This is a genomic window from Ruegeria sp. Alg231-54 (genome assembly GCF_900143525.1).
Taxonomy (GTDB): Bacteria; Pseudomonadota; Alphaproteobacteria; order Rhodobacterales; family Rhodobacteraceae; genus Ruegeria.
Genome location: NZ_FREZ01000005.1, coordinates 171,464 through 195,314, shown reverse-complemented (window position 1 = coordinate 195,314; position 23,851 = coordinate 171,464). Strand labels below are relative to the sequence as shown.

Annotated in this window: 23 protein-coding genes; 12 read left to right on the top strand and 11 right to left on the bottom strand. The window is 57.2% G+C overall.

What is annotated here, in order from left to right; all coding sequences use genetic code 11:
- Positions 1-95 precede the first annotated feature (95 nt).
- The 3 genes from tig to DHN12_RS11565 all read right to left on the bottom strand — a co-directional run bounded on the left by tig (position 96) and on the right by DHN12_RS11565 (position 4,615).
- Positions 96-1,427 (bottom strand): trigger factor, encoded by a 1,332-nt coding sequence (gene tig / locus DHN12_RS11575; RefSeq protein ID WP_108860337.1) that lies wholly within the window; start codon positions 1,425-1,427, stop codon positions 96-98.
- A gap of 184 nt (positions 1,428-1,611) precedes the next feature.
- Entirely contained in the window at positions 1,612-2,736 is a 1,125-nt protein-coding gene (locus DHN12_RS11570) for a porin (RefSeq protein WP_108860435.1), read from the bottom strand.
- Positions 2,737-3,037: 301 nt separating this feature from the next.
- A complete protein-coding gene (locus tag DHN12_RS11565; RefSeq protein WP_108860336.1) occupies positions 3,038-4,615 on the bottom strand; it encodes an NAD(P)H-hydrate dehydratase in 1,578 nt (525 codons plus the stop codon).
- Between the two features lie 169 nt (positions 4,616-4,784).
- Between DHN12_RS11565 and DHN12_RS11560 the strand changes: the two genes are divergently transcribed.
- The 5 genes from DHN12_RS11560 (at position 4,785) to DHN12_RS11540 (ending at position 9,273) form a co-directional block, all read left to right on the top strand.
- Positions 4,785-5,123, top strand: coding sequence for a P-II family nitrogen regulator (locus DHN12_RS11560; RefSeq protein ID WP_108860335.1), 339 nt, complete (start codon positions 4,785-4,787; stop codon positions 5,121-5,123).
- A 33-nt stretch (positions 5,124-5,156) separates the two neighbouring features.
- Positions 5,157-6,563: a type I glutamate--ammonia ligase gene (gene glnA / locus DHN12_RS11555; RefSeq protein WP_058277498.1), complete on the top strand. Its 1,407-nt coding sequence runs from the start codon at positions 5,157-5,159 to the stop codon at positions 6,561-6,563.
- Positions 6,564-6,662: 99 nt separating this feature from the next.
- The gene (locus tag DHN12_RS11550) at positions 6,663-7,307 is read left to right on the top strand and encodes an MSMEG_1061 family FMN-dependent PPOX-type flavoprotein (RefSeq protein ID WP_108860334.1); all 645 of its coding nucleotides are present in this window, start codon (positions 6,663-6,665) and stop codon (positions 7,305-7,307) included.
- Positions 7,308-7,373: 66 nt separating this feature from the next.
- Positions 7,374-8,162: a lytic transglycosylase domain-containing protein gene (locus DHN12_RS11545; protein WP_108860333.1), complete on the top strand. Its 789-nt coding sequence runs from the start codon at positions 7,374-7,376 to the stop codon at positions 8,160-8,162.
- 199 nt (positions 8,163-8,361) lie between these two features.
- Positions 8,362-9,273 carry a hypothetical protein gene (locus DHN12_RS11540; protein ID WP_234416626.1) on the top strand — a complete coding sequence of 304 codons (912 nt, stop codon included), beginning with the start codon at positions 8,362-8,364 and terminating at the stop codon, positions 9,271-9,273.
- A 36-nt stretch (positions 9,274-9,309) separates the two neighbouring features.
- On the opposite strand, the gene DHN12_RS11535 is transcribed toward DHN12_RS11540, so the two are convergent.
- Positions 9,310-10,053, bottom strand: a complete 744-nt coding sequence (locus tag DHN12_RS11535) for a DUF3445 domain-containing protein (protein WP_108860331.1) — start codon at positions 10,051-10,053, stop codon at positions 9,310-9,312.
- 123 nt (positions 10,054-10,176) lie between these two features.
- On the opposite strand from DHN12_RS11535, the gene dddP reads away from it, so the two are divergent.
- The gene (dddP, locus tag DHN12_RS11530; RefSeq protein ID WP_108860330.1) at positions 10,177-11,520 is read left to right on the top strand and encodes a dimethylsulfonioproprionate lyase DddP; all 1,344 of its coding nucleotides are present in this window, start codon (positions 10,177-10,179) and stop codon (positions 11,518-11,520) included.
- A gap of 4 nt (positions 11,521-11,524) precedes the next feature.
- On the opposite strand, the gene DHN12_RS11525 is transcribed toward dddP, so the two are convergent.
- Positions 11,525-11,719 (bottom strand): hypothetical protein, encoded by a 195-nt coding sequence (locus DHN12_RS11525; RefSeq protein ID WP_108860329.1) that lies wholly within the window; start codon positions 11,717-11,719, stop codon positions 11,525-11,527.
- A 241-nt stretch (positions 11,720-11,960) separates the two neighbouring features.
- On the opposite strand from DHN12_RS11525, the gene DHN12_RS11520 reads away from it, so the two are divergent.
- Positions 11,961-13,175, top strand: a complete 1,215-nt coding sequence (locus DHN12_RS11520) for a bifunctional alpha/beta hydrolase/OsmC family protein (RefSeq protein ID WP_108860328.1) — start codon at positions 11,961-11,963, stop codon at positions 13,173-13,175.
- 9 nt (positions 13,176-13,184) lie between these two features.
- Here DHN12_RS11520 and DHN12_RS11515 read toward each other — a convergent pair whose 3' ends face one another.
- The 5 genes from DHN12_RS11515 to DHN12_RS11495 all read right to left on the bottom strand — a co-directional run bounded on the left by DHN12_RS11515 (position 13,185) and on the right by DHN12_RS11495 (position 15,652).
- Complete coding sequence (locus DHN12_RS11515; protein WP_108860327.1) at positions 13,185-13,535, bottom strand: hypothetical protein; 351 nt, start codon at positions 13,533-13,535, stop codon at positions 13,185-13,187.
- Between the two features lie 10 nt (positions 13,536-13,545).
- Positions 13,546-14,103, bottom strand: coding sequence for a hypothetical protein (locus tag DHN12_RS11510; RefSeq protein ID WP_108860326.1), 558 nt, complete (start codon positions 14,101-14,103; stop codon positions 13,546-13,548).
- Positions 14,104-14,244: 141 nt separating this feature from the next.
- Positions 14,245-14,832, bottom strand: coding sequence for a biotin transporter BioY (locus DHN12_RS11505; RefSeq protein WP_108860325.1), 588 nt, complete (start codon positions 14,830-14,832; stop codon positions 14,245-14,247).
- 68 nt (positions 14,833-14,900) lie between these two features.
- The gene (locus tag DHN12_RS11500; RefSeq protein WP_108860324.1) at positions 14,901-15,323 is read right to left on the bottom strand and encodes a DUF6314 family protein; all 423 of its coding nucleotides are present in this window, start codon (positions 15,321-15,323) and stop codon (positions 14,901-14,903) included.
- The gene (locus tag DHN12_RS11495; protein WP_108860323.1) at positions 15,320-15,652 is read right to left on the bottom strand and encodes a hypothetical protein; all 333 of its coding nucleotides are present in this window, start codon (positions 15,650-15,652) and stop codon (positions 15,320-15,322) included. The genes DHN12_RS11500 and DHN12_RS11495 overlap by 4 nt, the downstream gene beginning before the upstream one ends.
- An 89-nt stretch (positions 15,653-15,741) precedes the next feature.
- Between DHN12_RS11495 and purB the strand changes: the two genes are divergently transcribed.
- The 4 genes from purB to DHN12_RS11475 all read left to right on the top strand — a co-directional run bounded on the left by purB (position 15,742) and on the right by DHN12_RS11475 (position 20,161).
- Positions 15,742-17,046, top strand: coding sequence for an adenylosuccinate lyase (gene purB, locus DHN12_RS11490; protein ID WP_108860322.1), 1,305 nt, complete (start codon positions 15,742-15,744; stop codon positions 17,044-17,046).
- Positions 17,047-17,425: 379 nt separating this feature from the next.
- Positions 17,426-17,965 carry a hypothetical protein gene (locus DHN12_RS11485; protein WP_108860321.1) on the top strand — a complete coding sequence of 180 codons (540 nt, stop codon included), beginning with the start codon at positions 17,426-17,428 and terminating at the stop codon, positions 17,963-17,965.
- Positions 17,966-18,033: 68 nt separating this feature from the next.
- Positions 18,034-19,122, top strand: coding sequence for a flagellar motor switch protein FliG (locus DHN12_RS11480; protein WP_108860320.1), 1,089 nt, complete (start codon positions 18,034-18,036; stop codon positions 19,120-19,122).
- A gap of 115 nt (positions 19,123-19,237) precedes the next feature.
- Positions 19,238-20,161 carry a lysophospholipid acyltransferase family protein gene (locus tag DHN12_RS11475; protein ID WP_108860319.1) on the top strand — a complete coding sequence of 308 codons (924 nt, stop codon included), beginning with the start codon at positions 19,238-19,240 and terminating at the stop codon, positions 20,159-20,161.
- On the opposite strand, the gene DHN12_RS11470 is transcribed toward DHN12_RS11475, so the two are convergent.
- Positions 20,162-20,863 (bottom strand): thioredoxin family protein, encoded by a 702-nt coding sequence (locus DHN12_RS11470; RefSeq protein WP_108860318.1) that lies wholly within the window; start codon positions 20,861-20,863, stop codon positions 20,162-20,164.
- A 231-nt stretch (positions 20,864-21,094) separates the two neighbouring features.
- Here DHN12_RS11470 and acnA point away from each other — a divergent pair, with 231 nt between their 5' ends.
- On the top strand, positions 21,095-23,785 hold the full coding sequence (gene acnA / locus DHN12_RS11465; RefSeq protein ID WP_108860317.1) for an aconitate hydratase AcnA: 2,691 nt from the start codon (positions 21,095-21,097) through the stop codon (positions 23,783-23,785).
- Positions 23,786-23,851: the final 66 nt, after the last annotated feature.

Genomic DNA, 23,851 nt, shown 5'->3' with positions numbered 1-23,851 from the left:
CCCCCTCACCTCATAGGTTAAAGCCACCCAAGCGGAGCCGTCTTTTTTCAGACGGCTCCGTATTTTTTACGCCCATGGGGATGGGCGAATGAGGATTACTCCTCGTCCAGTGCCTCAACGGCTTTCTGCAGATCGTCTTTGCTGACTTCTTTGTCCGCGACCTGAGCCAGTTCAAAGACATAGTCGATGACTTTGTCTTCGAAGATCGGCGCGCGCAGCTGTTGCTGCATCTGAGCGTTCTGCTGAACGAACTCAAAGAACTGACGTTCCTGACCAGGGTACTGACGTGCCTGGTTCATGATCGCCTGGGTCATCTCGGAATCAGTGACCTCAACCTCGGCCTTCTGGCCCAGTTCAGCCAACAGAAGGCCCAGACGCACGCGCCGTTCGGCCAGCTTGTTGTGCTCGTCTGTGGGCTCAATCTCGGCGTGGTCGTGACCTTCCACTTCCGGGTTTTCCTCGTGCCACAGCTGATGTGCGATCTGCTTGGCTTCGGCTTCAACCAGCGACGGCGGCAGGTCGAACGATACCTTCTCGTCCAGCGCGTCCAGCAGGCCACGCTTCATAACCGCGCGCGATGCACCGGAATATTCCGCTTCCAGACGCTCGGCGATTTGACCTTTCAGCGCGGCCAGATCTTCTGCGCCGAACTTGGTTGCCAGCTCATCGTTTACTTCTGCAGCAACGGGTTCCTTCACCTCTTTGATGGTGCAAGTGAATACGGCGTCTTTGCCGGCCAGATGCTCTGCGCCGTATTCCTCGGGGAAGGAAACGTTGACGTCTTTGACTTCTTCGGCCTTCACGCCAACCAACTGCTCTTCAAAGCCAGGGATGAAGCTGTTGGAACCCAGAACCAGCGGATAGTCTTCAGCCGAACCGCCTTCGAACTCTTCGCCGTCAACCTTGCCAACAAAGTCGATCACAACCTGATCGCCGTCCTTGGCTTTAGAACCCTTGCGGCGCGCTTTGAAGTCCTGCGCGGTTTCTGCCAGGCTGTTCAGCGCTTCTTCGACGGCTGCGTCATCCGCTTTGACAACCAGCTTTTCCAGCTCGACCGATTTAAGGTCAACTTCGGGGATCGCAGGCAGTGCCTCATAGGACATTGCGACCTCGACGTCGTCGCCTTCTTTCCAGTCTTCGTTGGTCATTTTGACCTCGGGCTGAAGTGCAGGGCGCTCGCCGCTGTCTTCAAAATGCTGGTTCATCGCACCATCGATGCTTTCTTGCATCGCTTCGCCCAACAGGCGCTGACCGAACTGCTTCTTCAGCAGTGCCATCGGCACTTTGCCTTTGCGGAAACCTTTCATTTCGACTTCCGGCTGCGCTTCGACCAGTTTCTCGTTAACTTTGTCGTCGAGCTCGGCTGCGGATACGATGATATTGTAGCCGCGTTTCAGACCTTCGTTCAGCGTCTCGGTAACCTGCATTATGGTAGTCCCCATAGGATTCGGGGCGCGCAAAACGGCGCGCCGGGCAAATTTGACGCCTTCTATTTGCCCAGCCGCTTACGTGCAAGAGGCAATGGCCAGATCAGCCTTGTTTTGCCGCCGATTTGAACAAAAAAAACGCCCCAGTCAGACCGGGGCGCCGTTAGTTTACGGGGAAACGTCATCAGAACTTCCAGAGCGCACCCAGTACCCAGGCTTCGTTCTTGTCAAAGTCGACCGTGTCGTCGAAATCATGATTGCGGAATTTAAGGTAGGCGTCTGTGTTGATCGCGTCGATCCGCTGAACAACGGCAATACCCCAAGACTTGGTGCTGGACCCCTGATTTTCGAAATCGGAACCGTCGAAATAGTCGATACCAACGCCGGTTTTACCCCAGGACACCCAATCCCCTTCATAAGCAAGTTTAGTGTACCAATAGTCCGGGTCGCTGGCGCCGGTAGAGGTATCGTCCCGCGTGCCGAGGGCTGCAGTAAAGCTGAATCCGCTGGGCAACAGGACCGACGCGGACCCAATGGTATCCTTGCGTTCGCCGGGTTGGCCGTCGAAATCCCTTACTGCGTAGGCAATGCTCGCTGCGAACTCGACACCGTTGGCGAAGGTGTTCCGGTACTTGACTGCGAGATCGTAATAATCGTCGTCATCGCTGCTGGACAGGATGTTCTGACCATAAGCAATCGCCGCTGAGAAGCCGTTGAAATCGGGCGTGTCATACCGGACCCTGCCCCGACGCGCGCCATCAAAGTTGCTGGCCGAGTCGCCGACGGTGATGCCACTCAGGATACCATCTGCTCCCCGGTAGAAAAACGCGCCGTTTTCATCGTTCGTAAAAGAATACAAAGCCGTCCCGACGTAGGACAAATCAGTCTCGGCAGCCCCGTCCGAGGCCATACTGCCCTGACCGGCAGAGAACTTGCCGTATCCACCTTTGAGCGAGAAATCGACGTGGCGGATATCTTCACGGCTCCAACCGTTTGTGTTGGTACCATCCTGGTTGGCTGTCCCGGTACTTGGCAGACCCAGACCGGTTTCGAACCGGAACATGAACTCATTGCTGCCATAGGGTTGCATGACGCGCAAACCTACGCGGCTGTTGGACAGGTCATTGTCCAGCAACCGGGTCTCGGTCTCCTGGCCGTCATCGACCGATACGATCACCGGATCGAGCTGACCGTACAGCACCACATAACCGCCGCTGTTATTTTCGTACTTCAATTCAGCGGCGGCAGGGATCGCCGTGGTCATCGCCAGAACAGCGGCAACCGATGGGAGTTTCAAATTCACTGTCATTTCATTCACCTTGAACGTTTCGTTTGTGGGAACCATCAAAAGAAAAACCGATGTGGCAGCCCACTCCGCAAGGAACCGAGTTAGTCGCGTTTAGGATTTCTGCCTTACGGCTCAAATCGGCAGAAAGTAAATTTTAATCATATCAAAGATTTGGCTACCAAGACTTCGTAGGCAGGAAAATCTGGGTACAAGTCTGCCACTCTGTCCGATGTCTTTCAAAAGGAATGACATGCACTGATGCGTATACGTGCGGCCATTTCTTGCCGAACGCTGAAAAAAGCGGCCAATTTCCGCCCATGCGTCATTTGGCCAGATGCCGAAAGACCGCGGGTAGTTGCTCGGGCAGATCCTCGGCAATCAACCCGGGACCGAAATGGCGCGCACATTCCACATGCAGCCAGGCCGCCGTTTCCGCAGCCTGCATCGGAGCGAACCCACGCGCCAGCAACCCGGTGATAAACCCGGCAAGCACATCGCCAGAGCCAGCCGTCGCCAACCACGGTGCCGAACGCTCATAATGGGCCGAATTGATCGCGCAGCGCCCATCCGGCGCGGCAATCACCGTGTCCGACCCCTTGAACAGAACGACGCACCCTGCCCGCTTGGCCGCCTCACGCGTTGCGTCAACCTTGGAATAGGCCGGGCCTTCGGTGGGAACAGCCTTGAACTTTTCAGATATGTCAGGGAACAGGCGTGCGAACTCTCCACCATGCGGTGTGAGAACGCATTTATCGTGCAATTGGTCAAACAGAACGGCAGGGTCGTCCCCAAACGCGGTCAAAGCGTCGGCATCCAAAACCGCCGCCCGATTTGCCGCCAGAGCAACCGGCACCAGATCCCGCGCACGCTCCAATCCCAGACCAGGTCCAAGACAAAGCGCATTCAACCGCTCATCGTTGAGAACATCGGACAACCCGTCGCCACCCTCAACCCGCTGCAACATAATGGCCGTGACCTGCGCCGCAACTTCCATCTGCGCGGCCGGAGGGACACCCAACGTTACCAACCCGGCCCCAATCCGCAAAGCACCGCGCGCTGCCAATCGCGCCGCGCCAGTCTTTCCGGAGTCACCAGAAATAATCAGGGCGTGACCATGAGAGTACTTGTGCATTGCTTTGTTCGTTCGGAGATTGGAAGGGTACTTTTCTGACGCTTGCCAGCGGGAATTCCCGGTCTCGTATTGAATGGAAGAGTTCCGTCGAAAAGACGGAACAAAATCGGCAATTCCAATTTCCTTGACTTTCAACGTTTCCGCCTGATCCGCCAAAAGGCCAATTTTATGGCCAAGCCGCTTGCGTTCGAACGTTACAATGAGACCGACGCCCTCGGGTCCATCGTAGAACTGTGTTTCCTCGTCCAGAAACTTCCCGCTATCGGAACAATATCCAGAGGGAACATCGATAGCCACATCAATGCCAGCTTTGAACATCTCAAGGCAAAACGCCTTGGCGTCTCCAGAAAGCGGTCGCGACAACCCCGTTCCGAACACGGCGTCAATAACAAGGTCAAATTCGTTCTGCAGCAATTCGCCAGCCACCGGATTACTGCCTTCGATCTCTCCTATCTTGCTCCACCGTACATAATTCGCCTTCGCATCTGGTGGCAGTGTGCCCGGGTCACCGAACAGATACACCTGAACTGCCCAACCCCACTCTTTCAACAGCCGCGCAACGACAAAGCCGTCACCGCCATTATTGCCGGGACCACACAAAACCACCGCACGGCCTGAGGTTTTTGCCAACTCCGGCCAATTCTCGAAAATCGCCTCGACGACCCCGCGACCGGCGTGTTCCATCAGTTCCAGACCGGTCACCTGACCGGACTCAATCGCCGACGTTTCAATCGCCCGTATCTGCGCCGCTGTTAGCAATTCCGTCATCTCAAATCCTCTGACGATTCAGTTTCGCTTACTTTTTGTGCAAGTTGACCAAAAATTGACCCGACGCCCATTTTCTCAGCGCCCTGCTCGGGCCGATATCGCTATCACATTGCCGCCCGAATTTAGACGTGGTCAGTGCCAAACTGACAAGAGTTAACAGGAGCCCGGAATGAAGAAGATCGAAGCGATCATCAAGCCGTTCAAACTCGATGAGGTTAAAGAGGCGCTGCAGGATGTCGGCGTCCAGGGTCTCAGCGTGATCGAGGTTAAGGGCTTTGGCCGTCAGAAGGGCCACACCGAATTGTATCGCGGCGCGGAATATGTCGTCGATTTCCTGCCCAAGGTGAAGGTTGAAGTCGTGCTGGACGACGATCAGGTCGACGCAGCCATCGACGCCATCGTCTCGGCAGCGAAAACCGACAAGATCGGCGACGGCAAGATTTTTGTCTCGACCGTTGAACAAGCCATTCGCATCCGGACCGGGGAAACCGGCCCGGAAGCGCTGTAACAGAACAAACTCAAAGCAGAGGAATATTAAGTTATGAGCAAGGACGCAGTTCTTCAGCTGATCAAAGACGAGGACGCCGAGTACGTCGACGTTCGCTTCACTGATCCCCGCGGCAAGCTTCAGCACGTCACGCTGATGGCCGATCAGGTTGACGAAGACTTCCTGGAAGAAGGCTTCATGTTCGACGGTTCGTCCATCGCGGGCTGGAAGTCGATCGAAGCATCCGACATGAAACTGATGGTCGACACCAACAGCGCATATGTCGATCCGTTCTACGCGGAAAAGACGATCTGCGTGCACTGCTCGGTTGTTGAGCCCGACACCGGCGAAGCCTATGAGCGTGACCCGCGCGGCACCGCTCAGAAAGCCGAAGCCTATCTGAAAGCATCGGGTATCGGTGATGTGGCCTATATGGGCCCTGAAGCGGAATTCTTCTTGTTCGACGACGTCCGTTTCTCCAACAGCATCAACAAGGTATCTTACGAAGTTGATGCGACCGACGCGTCGTGGAACACTGACACCGAATACGAGATGGGCAACATGGGCCATCGTCCGGGCGTCAAGGGCGGCTACTTCCCGGTGAACCCGATCGACGAAGCGCAGGACCTGCGTTCAGAAATGCTGTCTACCATGAAGCGTCTGGGCATGAAGGTCGACAAGCACCACCACGAAGTGGCGTCGTGTCAGCACGAGTTGGGTCTGATCTTTGACAGCCTGACCAAACAGGCCGACGAGCTGCAGAAGTACAAGTACATCATCCACAATGTTGCGCACGCCTACGGTAAATCGGCCACGTTCATGCCGAAACCGATCGCAGGTGACAACGGCACCGGCATGCACGTGAACATGTCGATCTGGAAAGACGGCAAGCCACTGTTCGCAGGCGACAAATACGCCGATCTGTCGGATGAGGCACTGTACTTCATCGGCGGCATCCTGAAGCACGCCAAAACGCTGAACGCCTTCACCAACCCGGCGACCAACAGCTACAAGCGTCTGATCCCTGGCTTTGAGGCCCCAGTTCTGCGCGCCTATTCGGCCCGTAACCGTTCGGGTTGCGTCCGTATTCCTTGGACCGAAAGCCCGAAAGCCAAGCGCGTCGAGGCTCGCTTTCCCGATCCAGCGGCGAACCCCTACCTGGCATTTGCCGCTCTGCTGATGGCTGGTCTGGACGGCATCAAGAACAAGATCGATCCGGGCGAAGCCATGGACAAGAACCTGTACGATCTGCCTGCCGAAGAACTGGCCGATATCCCGACCGTCTGCGGCAGCTTGCGCGAAGCTCTGGAAGCTCTGGCATCGGATCACGACTTCCTGCTGCAGGGCGACGTGTTCACCAAGGACCAGATCGACGGCTACATCGCACTGAAGATGGAAGAAGTCGAAACCTACGAGCACACCCCGCACCCGGTTGAATACGGCATGTACTACAGCTGCTGATCCGATTTGCGGTTTAAAATTCAAGGGCGTCCACTCGGGCGCCCTTGTTTCGTTTGGTACGATCTCTCACACTCGACCCACCCGGTTAGGAGAGATCGCATGTCATCAGACGCCCCCTTTTCTCAATTCACAGACTTCATGACTTCGAGCGATGAACTGGAGCGCATAACCGGAGCGCCCCTGCCCCAGATCATCGCCAAAGAGCTGTTCGGGCTGGACCAGATGTGCCGCGACTTTATTGCTAAATCCACATTCTGCCTGATCGCATCAGCCAATCCAGGTGGTCATCTGGACATCTCGCCCCGAGGTGATCCAGAAGGGTTCGTAAATGTGTTATCCGACACACTGATCGCAATCCCTGATCGACCCGGCAACAAGCGCGTGGATACGTTCCACAATATTTTGCTGGACCCACGTGTCAGCCTGATTTTCTTCGTGCCGGGTAAGATGGAAACTCTGCGCCTTCGTGGCACTGCCCGTTTATGCAAAGACCGCGACTTGCTGGATAGCATGGCAATAAACAACCGCTCGCCGAAACTGGCCTTGGTCATTCACGTCGAAACAGTGTTCGCACACTGCCCCAAATGTGTGATCCGCGCGAACCTGTGGCGACCGGAGGAATGGCCGGATTCCTCGGACCTACCCAATATGAACGCGATGATGGTCAAACACGCCAAAATCGACAAAACACCAGATGAGTGGTTTGAAAGTTTGAAAGGTACCGGAGAGTTGGACCTGTACTAACGTCTTTTCGGACAGAGAAATGCAGCGTACTCTTTTCCTGACAATGCAATTTTCCGGGTTTCCCTGATGCTTCGCTTCGCTCTCTTGTTCGCCCTATCCCTTCCCGCCCTTGCTTCCGCGGCACCTTGCGGCAACACCAGCAGCGGCTTTGAGACATGGAAGAAGGACTTTGCCAAACAGGCGAAACGTGCGGGCGTCAAAAAGAAAGGATTGCAGGCACTGGCCCAATCCCAATACGCCACGCGAACCATAGCCGCGGACCGCAATCAAAAGAGCTTTAAATACTCGTTAGACAAGTTCATGCGCGTCCGAGGGGCAGACACCATCGTGGCGCAAGGGCGCAAACGCAAAGCGCGCAACCCACAATTCTATGCGGCACTCGAACGTCAATACGGCGTACCGGCCGGGGTGCTGATCGCCATTCACGGCATGGAAACCGGGTTCGGAAACTTCATGGGGGACAGTCAGGTTGTTTCCGCAATCACAACACTGGCCTATGACTGCCGCAGGTCCGAATTTTTCATTCCTCACGCGATCGGGGCGCTGAAGCTGGTCGATCAAGGCAGCATTACGACAGCGACAAAAGGGGCAAAACATGGCGAACTTGGGCACACCCAGTTCCTACCGGGCAATGCCATGCAATACGGGGTTGATGCCACCGGCGACGGTCAGGTCGACTTTTACAATATGACCGATGCATTGGCCTCAACTGCCAATTTTCTGCGTAAGAAGGGCTGGAAACCCGGTCGGGGCTATCAACAGGGTCAGCCAAACTTTGCAGTCATTCAACAGTGGAATGCCGCCTCGGTTTACCAACAATCCATTGCAATAATGGCTGCCCGAATCGACGGTTGAAGCTGGCTTGGGATTCCGGCAGTTACACCCGATTTCGGCCACATTGTCGCCACAGACGCCAAAAGGCCCTTAAAATGCCTAGGTTTCCATAGCGTAATCAATCTGCCCGATTTCTCATTTTTTTCCATTTTTGCCCAAATCTGCCCCAGATCGCTTGCTAGATTGTTTCCGAACACAGGATGCGACAAAGGACAGCGCAGTGACTCCGAAGCACAGCTATCACGGTGGTCTGCAATTCGACGGTAAGACCGAGGACGCGATCGAGCGGTTCAGCGACATCGTTGCCAAGACCCTTGCGGACTATGGTCACCTGGTCGAGCGCAAGTCTCTGCAGAACAGCACCGAAGCCAGCATTGTGTCCAGTCAGTATCTGGTGCGCCTGACGCTGGATACTAAGGTTGCCGAAACCGAAGACCGGTTCGAGCGCCTCAACCGCGCCGCAGGTCTGAAGACAATCCAGAGACCCATCGTCACCCTGCCGAATAACCGGCTGACGATCACTGTGACCCCGGTTTCCCCCCTATTGGATGACAGCGAAGTTTCTGAGCTGATGCTGGTCGTGATCCTTTACAGAATGGTTGACGTCTGCGCGACCCAGCGGGTCGAATGGCTGTCGCCCAACACCGTTCTGACCATCGAACAATTCATGAGCGCATTTGACACGCTGGCCCCAAGCAGGCCGCGTGACAGAAAACAGATTTTCGAGGCAGTGACAGGCCCGTTTGCCGGACTGAATGTTACTGACGCAGAAGACCTGGATGAGCCAGAAAAAAAGGCGCTGACCCCAGTAGCCCGGCCAATCCAGCTGTCGGATGAGCAGTTGCTCAGCATCGCTTTTCGGACAGAACCTATCGAGCAGCCTACCGATCGGGACGACACGCCCCCCCTCGTCCACGAGCAACCCAGCGATATCCTCCGACTGACCAGTTGGGGATTGACGGGTGCCGTGGCAAGCGTGTCCGTCCCGATTGCGGCCTCTTTGGCCGCTGTGAACCTGATAAGGGGCGAAGACTTCCGCCTGAACACTCAGGTGCTGGTATATTCGGTCGCGATCTCCGCTCTCAGCACAAGCGGGGCACTTGCGGGCGCTGCCAGCGCGCTGGGCATGTAGCCTGGTATGAAATGACCCTCCTTGGAGGCCCCGCCGTCAGGCGGGGTTTTCCATTTTTGGCACCTGCTCTGCCGCCAGAACATATGTATGGATCGAGAAAACCACGGCCTGTGTCTCAGGCAGTCGCAACAGCGTCTGCCGCTCACTTCGCAGGAACCGCGCGTGTCCTGGCTTCTGCGGGGCCCGCCGGTCGTTTGCACTGCGGGGTTGATGCAGCTCAGCGTCCTCATACCACAGCGCATTGAACCGCCACAGAGGGCGTCCCGGTTGTATCCCGTCAAACAACCGCTGAACCCGCCGGGCGATGTCGGCGTTGTAGCTGTCAACCGGCAGATGGATGTCGATTAGGGGCCGCATGAATTTCTCGGATAAACGCCAACTGGCAGGAAAACAAAGGATCGCTCCGGTCAGAACATGTTCATCCCCTTGCTTTTGCAAGATGCAGAAATCTTCCTGCACCAATCGGCACAGTGTGTCCAATGGCTGATCCCGATCGATCGTAACACCTATCCCGTCCGGCCGAGCGACGTGATCTGTGCACTCGGGATAGACTTGTTTCAGGACAAGATCCAACAACTCCTGCGCAGCGGGTTTGGCGCCTGCATCCATCGCCAGAACATCCGAACGATGACTGACCAACAGGTCCTCGCGTCTTTGCATCTGGGCGGCGAACGCATCATCGCGCTGCAGCCAGTTGTCCATACTTGCTGGCTGAATGCCTGGCAAAGGGCGCTTGTTCAGCGGGTCATACGGAATTGAAGTCTGAAGAAAGGTCGTCATGAATTTGACGTATCATCAGAATTTCCGCTTGTCGGTCAAAAAGCGACGAACGCACCGTCGCAAACCTTCAAGACGTCGGGAGATTGATTCTTCACGCTCAAAGTACAGGCAGGGAGACCCACCATGAACCGACACTACCGCGACAGCCGCAAGATCGACCCGACCAAAGGTGCGACCCTTGGTGATGGTACCCCGAATGAAAACGACCGGATTCAGATTGGCCCGACGCAACTTGCGTTTTCAGAATGGGAAAAGGCCGGCCTTGCCCTGCCCGATCTGGCCCGGATGCGCGAACACCGGTGGAAACGGTTGACGCAAGCCATTGTCGATCGCGGCTATGGTGGTCTGTTGATGTTCGATCCGCTGAACATTCGTTACGCCACTGACAGCACCAACATGCAGTTGTGGAACACGCATAACCCGTTCCGCGCGGTTCTGCTGTGCGCCGACGGCTACATGGTGATTTGGGACTATAAGAACTCTCCGTTCCTTTCCACGTTCAACCCGCTGGTGCGCGAACAGCGGTCCGGAGCTGATCTGTTCTACTTTGACCGCGGTGACAAAGTCGACGTGGCCGCGGACGTGTTCTCAAACGAGGTGCGCGTTCTGATCGACGAACATGGTGGCGGCAACAAACGCCTCGGCGTGGACAAGGTCATGCTGCACGGCCTGCGCGCACTTGAGGCGCAGGGCTTCGAGATCATGGAAGGCGAGGAGGCTACGGAAAAGACCCGCGCCATCAAAGGCCCGGACGAAATCCGTGCCATGCGCTGTGCCAATCACGCCTGCGAAACCGCTGTGGCGGAAATGGAGAAATTCGCGCGCGCCAATGTGGGTGACGGCAAAACCTCGGAAGACGACATTTGGGCGGTTCTGCACGCCGAAAACATCCGGCGCGGCGGCGAGTGGATCGAAACCCGCCTGCTGGCCTCGGGCCAGCGAACAAACCCGTGGTTTCAGGAATGCGGCCCCCGGATCACGCAACAGAACGAGATCATCGCTTTTGACACCGACCTGATCGGTTCATATGGCATCTGTATTGATATCTCTCGCACATGGTGGATCGGCGACGAAAAGCCCCGGCCTGACATGGTCTACGCTATGCAGCACGCTCATGAGCACATTATGACCAACATGGAGATGCTGAAACCCGGCGTGATGATCCCCGAACTGACGGCCAACGCACACAAGCTGGACGACAAATTCCAGGCTCAGAAATATGGATGCCTGATGCATGGTGTCGGCTTGTGCGATGAGTGGCCTCTGGTTGCTTATCCGGACAAGGCAGTGGCGGGCTCTTACGACTACGCGCTCGAACCCGGCATGGTCCTGTGTGTCGAGGCTGCCGTTGGAGAGGTTGGCGGAGATTTCTCGATCAAGCTGGAGGATCAGGTTCTGATCACCGAAGACGGATATGAGAACCTGACCACCTATCCCTTTGATTCACAGCTCATGGGCCGGAGCTAACGTTTCAGTTCGACCAATGTGACCGCCTGACATTTCCGTGCCAGCCTTCGGACACGGGATCAGCAACCTGCGCCTCAGTAGATGCCACCGGCGGCAGGGTTTGACCAAGCGCAAATCCGATCACCCCAGCCAGAGCAATCACGGCCAGTATATCCGGGCGTAGAACCACGCCCCTTGGATCCATTGCAGTATGTGCCATTTGAACCTCCTGGGCTGCACGTTTGCGATGGTCGTAAGATGGGGAGGTGACGTAAATTAGTAAAACGAATATTTTTTAGAATATACTTCACAAAATTTGATTCTTTAGGTTCACAGGGCGGACAAAGGATTGCGCTCAATCTGTTCGCTTCACTCACCTTCCCGTGACGCTTCTTACAATGGGGTTGAGCGGCCAGTAGGAAGCACACACTATTGGTCATCCCGACGAACAAGGAACTGTCATGCCCACCGAACGCATTACCTTTGCCGGTCACGACGGCAACCAATTGGCCGCGCGCCTGGATTTGCCGGACGGGCCGGTCTTGGCCACGGCGCTATTTGCGCATTGTTTCACCTGTTCCAAAGACATCCCTGCCGCGCGCAGGATTGCGGCCCGACTAGCGGCGATGGGCATCGCCGTTCTGCGATTTGATTTCACCGGGCTGGGTCATTCCGGCGGGGAGTTTGCCAACACAACCTTTACCTCCAATGTCGAAGACCTGATCGCGGCCTCGCATTATCTGGCTGGCCGCAACATGGCTCCGGCATTGCTCATCGGCCATTCGCTGGGTGGTGCCGCTGTGTTGCGCGCCCGTGCTGGCATTCCCAGCGTCAAGGCCGTGGTCACTTTGGGTGCACCCGCAGATCCCGGCCATGTAGCGCATCACTTCGAAGATGCGCTGCCTGAGATCACGCAGGCTGGATCAGCGGACGTGATGTTGGGCGGACGTCCCTTCCGCATTGGCAAGGCCTTTGTGGATGATATTTCCGAAGCGGCCCTGATACCGGCCATCGCAGACCTGAAGGCCGCTTTGCTGATCTTGCATGCGCCTCGGGACGAGACCGTAAGCATCGACAATGCCAGCACAATCTTCCTGGCCGCCAAACATCCCAAGAGCTTTGTGACCCTCGACGATGCCGATCACCTGATTACCCGCGCATCCGACGCGGAATACGCCGCAGACGTGATCACCGCTTGGGTTACGCGCTACGTCAAGCTCTGCCCGCCGGCCCCACCACCTGGCGCACCCGAAGGTGTTGTTCGCGTGACCGAAGCTGATCCGGAAGGGTTCCTTCAAGACATTCAATCCGGTCCCCGGCACCATGCCGTCGCGGACGAGCCCGCCTCATACGGTGGCACCGACCGTGGCATGTCGCCCTACGGGTTCGTGTCATCTGGACTGGGGGCTTGCACATCGATGACTATCCGCATGTACGCGCGGCGCAAGCGGTGGCCGCTGAAAACCGTTTCAGTCGATGTGTGCCACAACAAGGTGCATGCGCAGGACGCGGGGCTGGCCAACGAAGGAAAAGTCGATCAGTTCCGCCGCAAGATCCGCCTTGAAGGTCCGCTGACGGCCGAGCAACGCGCGCGATTGCTGGAAATCGCGGACAAATGCCCGGTCCACAGAACCTTGGAAGGGTCAGCCCAGATCACGACGGAATTACTGGACTGACCCGCTAGCTCAGCGCCGCCCTGCGGGGCGGTGAATAGGTGGCCGTGCCGCCGGGGGTCGCGCAACCGGTGGCCGTGGCCTGTTCGGCGGTCGCGACACCGGCGGTCTGTTCGGCGGCTTGGCGATTGGCGGAACGGGACGAGCAGGTGGGCGGCCATCGGGCGGCCGGGGGCGATCCGGCCGGTCGATGTCAATATCCACGTCTACGTCGTGATAGTAGTCATTCCACAGCATCGAGTCGTAGAAGGGGTCATACCCGTATCCTACGCCAACAGTTACGCCGTCACAGGCCGAAAGCGTCAGACTTGCTGCACCCAATCCAAGAGCAAGGGCTGCGCGTTTGATCAATTTGCGTGTCATGTGCGCCTCCTCACTGCAGGGACCGGAACGACGCGAACACGGCGTTCAGATCGTCCACATAAGCCGGATCGGCGCCGTCGCGCAGGATCGCAACTGCAATGGCCACGCGCCCCTTCGGCAAGTCAATCACGGAAACTGTGAAGTTCACACCGCGCCCTTCGCGACTGCCGGTCCCGCGAATGACACGCGCGGGCAACCCGCCAATGCGCGTCGTGGTGGTCTCGGACACTGTTGGATCCTTGACTAGAAACCTGTCGATATCCTCAAGATACCGAAGACCGCCCTCGATCGAGGCCACTCCAGCAGGCGACACAAAGCCCATCCAAACATTGTCGTCCGTGACTGGCCGCATCCCCATGACCCGGGCCACGGCACGTGCATCGCCCAGCTCGGTATCTTCAATTTCGCGCGGGCCACCGGTGCGCAGCGCCCAGAAGTCGGGTACAGAAAAGCCGAACAGCGCACGCCCGTTATCCAGATAGGTAACCGGAGTGTCGGCGGATGCCGTCCCACCGCTCAGCAAAAGCGAAGCACAAACCGCGAGTGCTGAAGCTAATTGAATACGCATATCTCAATAACCTGATGATTTCATTGAGTGCAGATTGGCCCGTAGTGGCCCCTTTTGTCCAGCATCCCGATCTGCGGGTACAAAAAAACCGCGCCGGGATATCTCCGGGCGCGGCTTCGTCAGATTTGGATTGGTTGGAAATTACGAACGAGCGTCGCCCACCATTTTCCACAGCGCAGGGATCAGCATCGCAGCCAGCGCCAGCTTGATCACGTCACCCACCAGGAATGGTGTCAGGCCCCACTGCAGGATCGGCTGGTCCCAGCCATAAAGCTGACCCAGCCACACAAGACCGGGAACGTAGATCACGACATTGGCCAGAACCAGCGCCAGCGCCATTTTTCCAACCGAACGATCCCAGCCGCGTGCGGCAAGAGCGCCCAGGAGAACGGTTGCCAGCAGGTAGCCGACCAGATAACCGCCGGTTCCGCCCATCATGTAGGTCAGACCGAATTTTTCGGCCGAAGAGCCCGCGAACACGTCAAAGCCCAGCGCGCCGATCAACAGGTAGCCCAGCATGGTGGCCAAACCCAGACGCGTGCCATAGGCGGTGCCGATAGTCAGCACGGCAAAGGTGCCCATCGTGATCGGGACAGGCCACATCGGAACCTTGATCTTGGCGGCGATTGCCAGAGCCAGAATACCCAGAGCGACCAGCACAACCTGTTTGACGCGCAGCGCGGTGCCTTCGCGCGGGCCAATCGCATTGGCCAGTACATTCGCATTCATTCTTATGTCTCCACCTATTTTCAACCGCAGAAATGCCCGCTTAGAGCTCTGACTGCAACATGATTACGCTATCTTAACCGATAATCGGTGCTCATTTCATAAGATTTTCTGGGTCCCGAGACGATCCAGCGCACTGACCAGACTGGCCAGGCCGAAAAATCGTAGACAGCATCGTAGCTGTCGGGCGGGCAATCGTGGTGGTCAGACGCATGTGCCTGACCCAAGGCCAGCCGGTGAAAATAGCGGCCGTCGTCAAAATGTATGGCAATCGCCTCACCCGCCGCGTGCCACAGGTACCTGCGCGTGCCTTTCATCTCGGCTTGCCCCGGCACACGCAGCGTGACTTCTTCGTCGTATATCAAGCCGTCCTCGGTCGGGCTCAGGACCGTGTGACCATCGGCTTGCACCACCTGCCCCGCCTGCGCGTCCAGAATGGTCCGGGTCAGGCTCCACTGGCCTTTGAAATCCGACAGATTGCGCGGCAGGCTCATTCGGCGAGTGTCCCGTCGGTCGTGGCACCGTTATCATCCACGAACCGGATCGCTTTGCCGCTTTGCTGGACCTCATAGCAGGCCCAAAAATCCGAAGGCGGCCAGACCGAGCAATAACGATCCTCGCGCACCGCCCACCGCCCGGCGCTGGGTCCGCCCGAAAAATACTGTGTCAGCATCGTATCGTCGAAGGTCTGCCAGATACCTTTCCCGTAATCGAGCTTCTGGCCGGTCAATGCAGACAGAATTTCATCCCACGTCAGCGTTCTGAACTCCTCAGCCACCAGAAAACCGGGCCAAAGGGCCAAAATCAGGGCAAACCGTCTCATATTCGCACTCGCGCCTTGTTCCTTTGTCTGCGCGGGTTTAAACCCCGCCGCAACGCCTCCTGCCAAATCACAATAAGGTGCCGCTGCCAATGATTCCACGCTATTCCCGCCCCGATATGGTCGCCATCTGGTCGCCCGAATCCAGGTTCCGCATCTGGTACGAGATCGAGGCCCATGCCTGCGACGCCATGGCGGATCTGGGTGTGATCCCACGCGAGAATGCCGAGGCCGTCTGGAAAGCCAAGGATGTGGAATTCGACGTGGCTCGCATCGACGAAATCGAAGCGGTTACCAAACACGACGTCATCGCCTTCCTGACCCATTTGTCCGAACATGTCGGCAGTGAAGAGGCGCGTTTTGTCCACCAGGGCATGACCAGCTCGGACGTACTCGACACATGTTTCAACGTGCAACTGACCCGCGCCGCCGACCTGCTGATCGCAGATCTCGAAGGTCTGCTGGCTGCCCTGAAACGCCGCGCGATCGAACACAAGGACACGGTCCGTATCGGCCGCAGCCATGGTATCCATGCGGAACCCACCACCATGGGCCTGACTTTCGCGCGTTTCTACGCCGAGATGGACCGCAACCTGTCCCGCATGCGCGACGCCCGCGCTGAAATCGCCACTGGCGCTATCAGCGGCGCGGTTGGCACCTTCGCCAATGTTGACCCGCGTGTGGAAGAGCATGTCTGTGACCAGCTGGGTCTGGTGCCCGAGCCGATTAGCACTCAGGTCATACCGCGCGACCGTCACGCCGCCTTCTTCGCCACGCTGGGCGTCATTGCCAGCAGCATCGAGAACGTCGCCATCGAAATCCGCCACATGCAGCGCACCGAGGTGCTTGAGGGGGCAGAGTTCTTCTCGATGGGGCAGAAAGGCTCGTCTGCCATGCCGCACAAGAAAAACCCGGTCCTGACCGAGAACCTGACCGGGTTGGCCCGCATGGTGCGCGCGGCAGTGATCCCGGCTATGGAAAACGTGGCGCTCTGGCACGAGCGCGATATCTCGCATTCCTCGGTCGAACGCATGATCGGGCCGGATGCCACGATCACGCTGGATTTTGCACTGGCGCGACTGACAGGCGTGATCGACAAGATGCTGATCTTTCCCGAGAACATGATCGAAAACATGAACAAGTTCCCCGGTCTTGTGATGAGCCAGCGGGTTCTGCTGGCGCTGACACAAGCAGGTGTCAGCCGCGAAGATGCCTATGCCATGGTTCAGCGCAACGCCCTGAAAGTCTGGGAACACCGCACCGATTTCAAAGAAGAACTGCTGGCAGACGCGGACGTCACCGCCGCGCTGAGCCCGGAAGAAATCGAAGAGAAATTCGATCTCGGCTATCACACCAAACACGTTGATACGATCTTCGCCCGCGTGTTCGGCGAATAAACCACGATTGATAAATTGGTTCGCAGGGCCCGGTTCGCACGACGCGATCCGGGCCCTGCTCTTTTGCCAGACAGGCCAAAACCGGCTATGATGCCCGCGTATGTCCGGACAGGAGAAACACGATGATCCGCACTTTGATTTGCGCTTTGGCCCTTAGTTGTTCAGCTTCCGTTGCCTTGGCTTGTAGTGGCCATTCCAAGCAAACCCAGTCCTGCGCGCCGGGCACGTATTGGGATGCAGAAGCCCAAACCTGCGCCAAAATTGTGAATAGCTGAGAAAAAAATTCCTTATTCGTGAATAAACACGAGCCTTCGGTTGTTAGCTTTTGAGAGAAACGCACTATGCTTTCTGTAAGTAGCTCAGACAACGGAGTAGGAAAATGCGCCTAGTACTCGCTTCAGCCATCGCCCTTCAGGCCTTTGCATTCGCGCCGGTCGCGCTTGCCGCTGGCGGTGACAGCAGCCCGCCAAAGCCGACCAACACGACCAAGAAGTGTTTCTTCGGTCGGGTCTATGACAAAGACGCCGGACGGTGCGTGAAGCCGGACAAGACCAACTTTACTGAAGAAGAGCTGTATGACGCCGTGCGCGAACTGGCTTATGACGGACAGTTCGAAAATGCACAGGACATCCTGCGCATCATGGACCAGGATGATGATCGCGTATTGACCTACTGGGGTTTCACCTACCGCAAAATGGGTGAGCTTGATCTGGCGAATGCCTTCTATTCGAACGCCATTGAGGCAAATCCCGACAACATACTGGCGCGCAGTTACATGGGCCAGGGCTTTGTCACCGAGGGCAAAACCGATCTTGCCATCGCCCAGTGGCGCGAGATCAAGGCGCGCGGCGGTGAAGGCACTTGGGCCGAGGCATCCCTGCGCGAGGCGATCCGCACCGGGCTGACTTACAACTACTAAACTTCAACCTTTCTTTACCCGACTCTCCGTAATCTGCCTGTGGAATAGAATCTTGGCACCACAGGCAGATGCAGGACACAAACTCTTTGGTTCAACTGGTACCGGGGACATCAACACCCACAGCCGACGCCCAGAACGACGCGCCCCGCGTCGGCCCCAAGGCGCTGAGCAGCCGACAAAAAGCCGCTGTCGTTGTGCGCCTTTTGTTGAATGAGGGCGCAGATATCCCCCTAGAAGAACTTCCAGACGATTTGCAAGAAAAGCTGACGCACCAGCTGGGTCAGATGGGCATTGTGGATCGCATCACGCTGGCATCCGTCGCACATGAATTTGCCGAAGCGCTGGACAGTATCGGCCTGTCTTTTCCACATGGGTTGGCCGATGCTCTGGACGCGGTCAGCGACCGGATAGCGCCTGCAGCAACTCGGTTGCGGAAAGAAGCCGGGGTGCGCCAGATCGGCGATCCGTGGCAACGGTTGCGCGAAATCCCGACAGAAGATTTGGCCACCATCGCTCTGGCCGAAAGCACTGAAATTGCGGCGGTCATGTTGTCCAAGCTGGAGACTGCGAATGCCGCGCAACTTCTGGGTCACCTGCCCGGCCCGGTCGCGCGGCGCATCACCTATGCCGTGTCCAAAACGGCCAACATCACGCCCGAGGCCGTTGAACGGATTGGCTGGTCGCTGGCGGCGCAACTTGATCGACGCCCGGCCACGGCCTTTTCGGATGGCCCCGGCGCGCGGGTCGGTGCGATTCTGAACCAATCGGCCGCAGCGACGCGCGACGGGCTTTTGACGGCCCTAGATGAAGAAGACACCGACTTTGCAGCTTTGGTGCGCCAATCGATATTCACCTTCGCCCATATCCCGGCCCGCATCCTGCCCAGGGACGTGCCTGCGATTCTGCGTGGATTGGATCAGGCTGATCTCGTCACCGCCTTGGCTGGCGCCACGGCCGAGAATGACAAAGCCGCGGTCGATTTCCTGCTATCCAACATGTCGACGCGTATGGCGGATAACCTGCGCGAGGAATTCACCGAACGCGGCAAGGTGAAACTGGCAGAAGCAGAAGAAGCTATGACACTTGTCATCGGCTCAATTCGAACACTGGTCGACGAAGGCGCAATAGCGTTGATCGAAGAGGATAGCGAAGAGTGACGGGCTAGTCCGATCCGGCAAGACAAAGCATGGCTTTGTTTTGCAACGCTTGTGGTTGCGGTTTCCGCCTTGTATGTCTTGCCCGGCAAATCGCAACAGCCGGTGAGACCTATTCATGCCCGTCGAAAAGTCGGAACTAAGCCGCACAGAGCTTAGAAAATACTACATCACTGGATTGTTCATGAAGGGCGTCATCGGGACCTTGCGGTTGCTGCCCTATGAAGCTCGCCTGGCCACCATGGGCGCAATCGCGCGTGGGCTTTCACCGTTGATCGGCTTTACCAAACGCGTGCGCAGCAACTTGAAATTGACCCGCCCTGACCTGTCAGAGGCCGAGGTCAACAGAATTTGCAGTGCCGTTCCGGACAATGCCGGTCGCGCGATTATGGAGCATTTTTCGCCCGAAGGGTTCACCGAACGTCAGCGCACGGCAAAGGTAAGCGGTTCGGGTGTTGCCGCATTTGACACTGCCGTCGCCGAAGGGCGACCGATCATGATGATCACCGCGCATTTTGGTCACTATCTTGCAGCACGCATCGCCCTGCAGGAACGCAGCGGTCAACCGATTGGGTGCCTCTATCGCCGCATGGCGAACCCTTATTTCAACGACATGTATGTCGAGGCGTTCCATAAGACCGGCTCGCCGATGTTTGAACAGGGCCGTCGCGGAATGGTGGAGATGGTTCGTTCGCTCAAAAAAAATGGGATCATCGCGATCGTATCCGATCTGCACGCCCATGGCGGTGAAGAGCTGACATTCTTTGGCAAGCCCGCCGTGACCTCAGTCCTGAATGCAGAACTGGCAATGAAATACAACGCCGTCCTGATCCCATGCTATGCGGTGCGGCAACCAAACGGCGTGGACTTTGAAATCGTGCTACACGATCCGGTTCCGCATACAGATCCGAAGACCATGACCCAGTTCACCAATGACGATCTTGAGGCCATGGTAAGACAGCATATGGGTCAGTGGTTTTGGATCCACCGGCGCTGGAAAGCCTGGAACGGTTTGGGCGTGCAGCCCGAGGACATGCCCTGATTATTTGACCCGCGCGGCTGCCACGATCGGGCCGTGCCCTGCCCTTTGCACCAGCACAACTGCCGGATAATCTGTGTCGACGGTTACCGAATACGCCTGAGGCGCGACGCCGTCCCATTGACCTGCCATATGCCAGGCCTCGACAACATTGGCATAGTCCAGATCGTGGCCAGCCAGCTCTCCGCGTCGGATCGAGGCATGGCGCATCGGTGAATACTGAATGACCCGGATGTCATAGGTTTCTCCGGCCGGCAGTTCGACCGGCGTCACATCCACCGTCACATCATCACCTGAGCGCGCGGCCGTCACGGACGCTTGCGGGGCGGCCTTGAGATGCGCATTGATCAGGCGATCCAGTTCCCGCGATTGCGCCCCGACCACATCCTGCTGGCCATTCACCACCATCTGAGGCGTATAGATCATCGACCGCCCCCCTTCCCGCGCATAAGTGCGCTGGCGCAGTGTGTGATCCGGATCGGCATATTCGTCCTTCCACCCGATGTAGTCCCAGTAGTCCACATGCAGTGCCAGGCCAATCACATCGTCGCGTTCGGCTAAATCATGCATGATCCGGTCGGCAGGCGGACAGGACGAACAGCCTTGAGATGTGAACAACTCAACCACAACCGGATCGCCCTCGGCCAGGGCTGCTGTGGAGAGAAACAAGGAAACTAACGCTGTTGCGCGAATGGATCTGAACATTACGGGTCTCGGGCCTTTGGCTGGATGTACCGACCGGTTTAAACGCAAGCCCGTTCAACCTCCAATCAACGTTTCTTGAGACATGCGACCATCGTTACCCTTAAATTATGTGTGCAATGGTATACATAACTCAACAAGCTCACCACCTTGGTCCTTGAACCAAAGACTTTGGTGATGCAGATATCTATTAGCGAATCCCGGGGTCCAAGTCATTTCAGAGGGAGGCCACAGATGCCCATCAAAGTCGGACAAGATACCGCGAAAACACGCCGCAACCTTAGCGTGAATGGCAAATCCATTTCATATTACTCGATCCCTGCCGCGCAAGAGGCTGGTCTGGGTGATTTTTCCGAGCTTCCCGCCGCGCTCAAAGTGGTTCTCGAGAACATGCTGCGGTTCGAGGATGATGGCTTTTCCGTCGCGGTCGATGATATAAAAGCCTTTGGCGAATGGGCACGCAATGGCGGCAAGAACCCGCGCGAGATTGCGTATCGCCCTGCCCGCGTGTTGATGCAGGACTTTACCGGCGTTCCGGCTGTAGTCGATCTGGCTGCGATGCGCGATGGCATCAAAGGGCTGGGCGGCGATGCGCAGAAGATCAACCCGCTGAACCCGGTTGATCTGGTCATCGACCACTCAGTCATGATTGATGAATTCGGCAACCCGCGCGCGTTCCAGATGAACGTGGATCGCGAATATGAACGCAACATGGAGCGTTACCAGTTCCTGAAATGGGGGCAATCGGCCTTTAACAACTTCCGCGTTGTTCCCCCCGGAACCGGTATCTGCCATCAGGTGAACCTAGAATATCTGGCCCAGACCGTCTGGACCGACACCGACCAGAACGGCGACGAAGTCGCCTACCCCGACACGCTGGTTGGTACCGACAGCCACACCACCATGGTCAACGGTATGGCCGTTCTGGGCTGGGGTGTTGGCGGGATCGAAGCCGAGGCCGCGATGCTGGGCCAGCCGATATCGATGCTGATCCCCGAGGTTGTAGGTTTTGAGCTGACCGGCGCGATGCTCGAAGGCACCACTGGCACTGACCTTGTTTTGAAAGTCGTCGAGATGCTGCGCGCGAAAGGCGTGGTGGGCAAATTCGTCGAGTTCTACGGGAGCGGTCTGGACCGTTTGCCGCTGGCTGACCGCGCGACGATTGCCAACATGGCCCCCGAGTATGGCGCGACCTGCGGCTTCTTCCCGATTGATGGTGAGACCCTGCGCTATATGCGTAACACCGGTCGGGATGAGGATCGCCTGGCACTGGTCGAAGCTTATGCCAAGGAAAACGGCCTTTGGCGTGATGAGAACTACGCGCCCATCTACACCGACACTCTGACGCTGGACATGGGCACGATCGTTCCCGCTATCTCCGGCCCGAAACGCCCTCAGGACTATGTTGCGCTGACCGACGCCAAAGCAGCATTTACCAAAGAAATGGCGGATACCTTCAAGCGCCCGATGGGTAAGCAGATCGAAGTCAAAGGTGAAGAATACGGCATGGAATCGGGCAAGGTCGTGATCGCCTCGATCACATCCTGCACCAACACTTCGAACCCTTACGTGATGATCGGAGCCGGTCTGGTTGCAAAAAAGGCGCATGAGCTGGGCCTGAACCGTCAGCCTTGGGTAAAAACATCGCTGGCCCCCGGCTCGCAGGTTGTGTCTGAATACCTTGAGGCGGCTGGCCTGCAGCAACATCTGGATGCCATCGGGTTCAACCTGGTTGGTTATGGCTGCACCACATGCATCGGCAACTCTGGCCCGATTCAGAGGGAGATCAGTGAAGCAATTGCCGAGGGTGATCTGGTCGCTACGTCCGTTCTGTCCGGCAACCGCAACTTTGAAGGCCGAATTTCGCCGGACGTGCGGGCCAACTACCTGGCCTCGCCACCGCTGGTTGTAGTCTATGCGTTGGCTGGCACCATGGATATCGACCTGACATCCGAGCCGATTGGGCAGGACAAGGACGGCAATGACGTCTTCATGAAGGACATCTGGCCAACCCAAAGCGAAATTGCCGAATTGGTTCAGGAAACGGTCACACGCGAAGCGTTCCAGTCGAAATATGCGGATGTCTTCAAAGGCGATGAGAAATGGCAAAGCGTCGAGGTTCCGCAACAGGAAACCTATGACTGGCCGCCGACTTCGACCTATATCCAGAACCCTCCCTATTTTCAGGGAATGGGTGCCGAGCCGGGCACGATCTCAAATATCGAAGAGGCCAAGGTGTTGGCGGTTCTTGGGGACATGGTCACGACCGACCACATCTCACCCGCAGGGTCTTTTGCAAGCACTTCACCTGCCGGTCAGTACCTGATCGAACGTCAGGTGCAGCCACGCGAGTTCAACTCCTACGGTTCCCGCCGCGGCAACCACGAGGTCATGATGCGTGGCACATTCGCCAACATCCGCATCAAGAATGAGATGCTGGACGGCGTCGAAGGCGGCTATACCAAAGGTCCTGACGGCGAACAGGCTTCGATCTACGACGCATCAATGGCCTACCAGGAACTAGGCCTTCCGCTGGTCGTCTTTGGTGGCGAGCAATACGGCGCCGGCTCATCCCGGGACTGGGCTGCCAAGGGCACGGCCTTGCTGGGCGTCAAAGCCGTGATCGCCGAAAGCTTTGAGCGTATCCACAGGTCCAACTTGGTTGGAATGGGCGTAATCCCGTTCGAGTTCACCGGCGGCGACACCCGCAAGACATTGGGCCTGACAGGCGATGAAACCGTATCAATCCACGGCTTGGATTCGGTCGAGCCACTGCAAGAGGTGCCCTGCACCATCATTTTCGGCGACGGAACCGAGAAAACAATCACGCTGAAATGCCGGATCGATACCGCGCCCGAGGTCGAATACATCGAAAACGGCGGCGTGCTGCAATACGTGTTGCGGAACCTTGCCAAGGACGCTTAAAGCAACAAAGCCCCGGCCAATGCGCCGGGGCTTTTTCTTGGGTGCCAGCGCAACTAGCAGAAACAA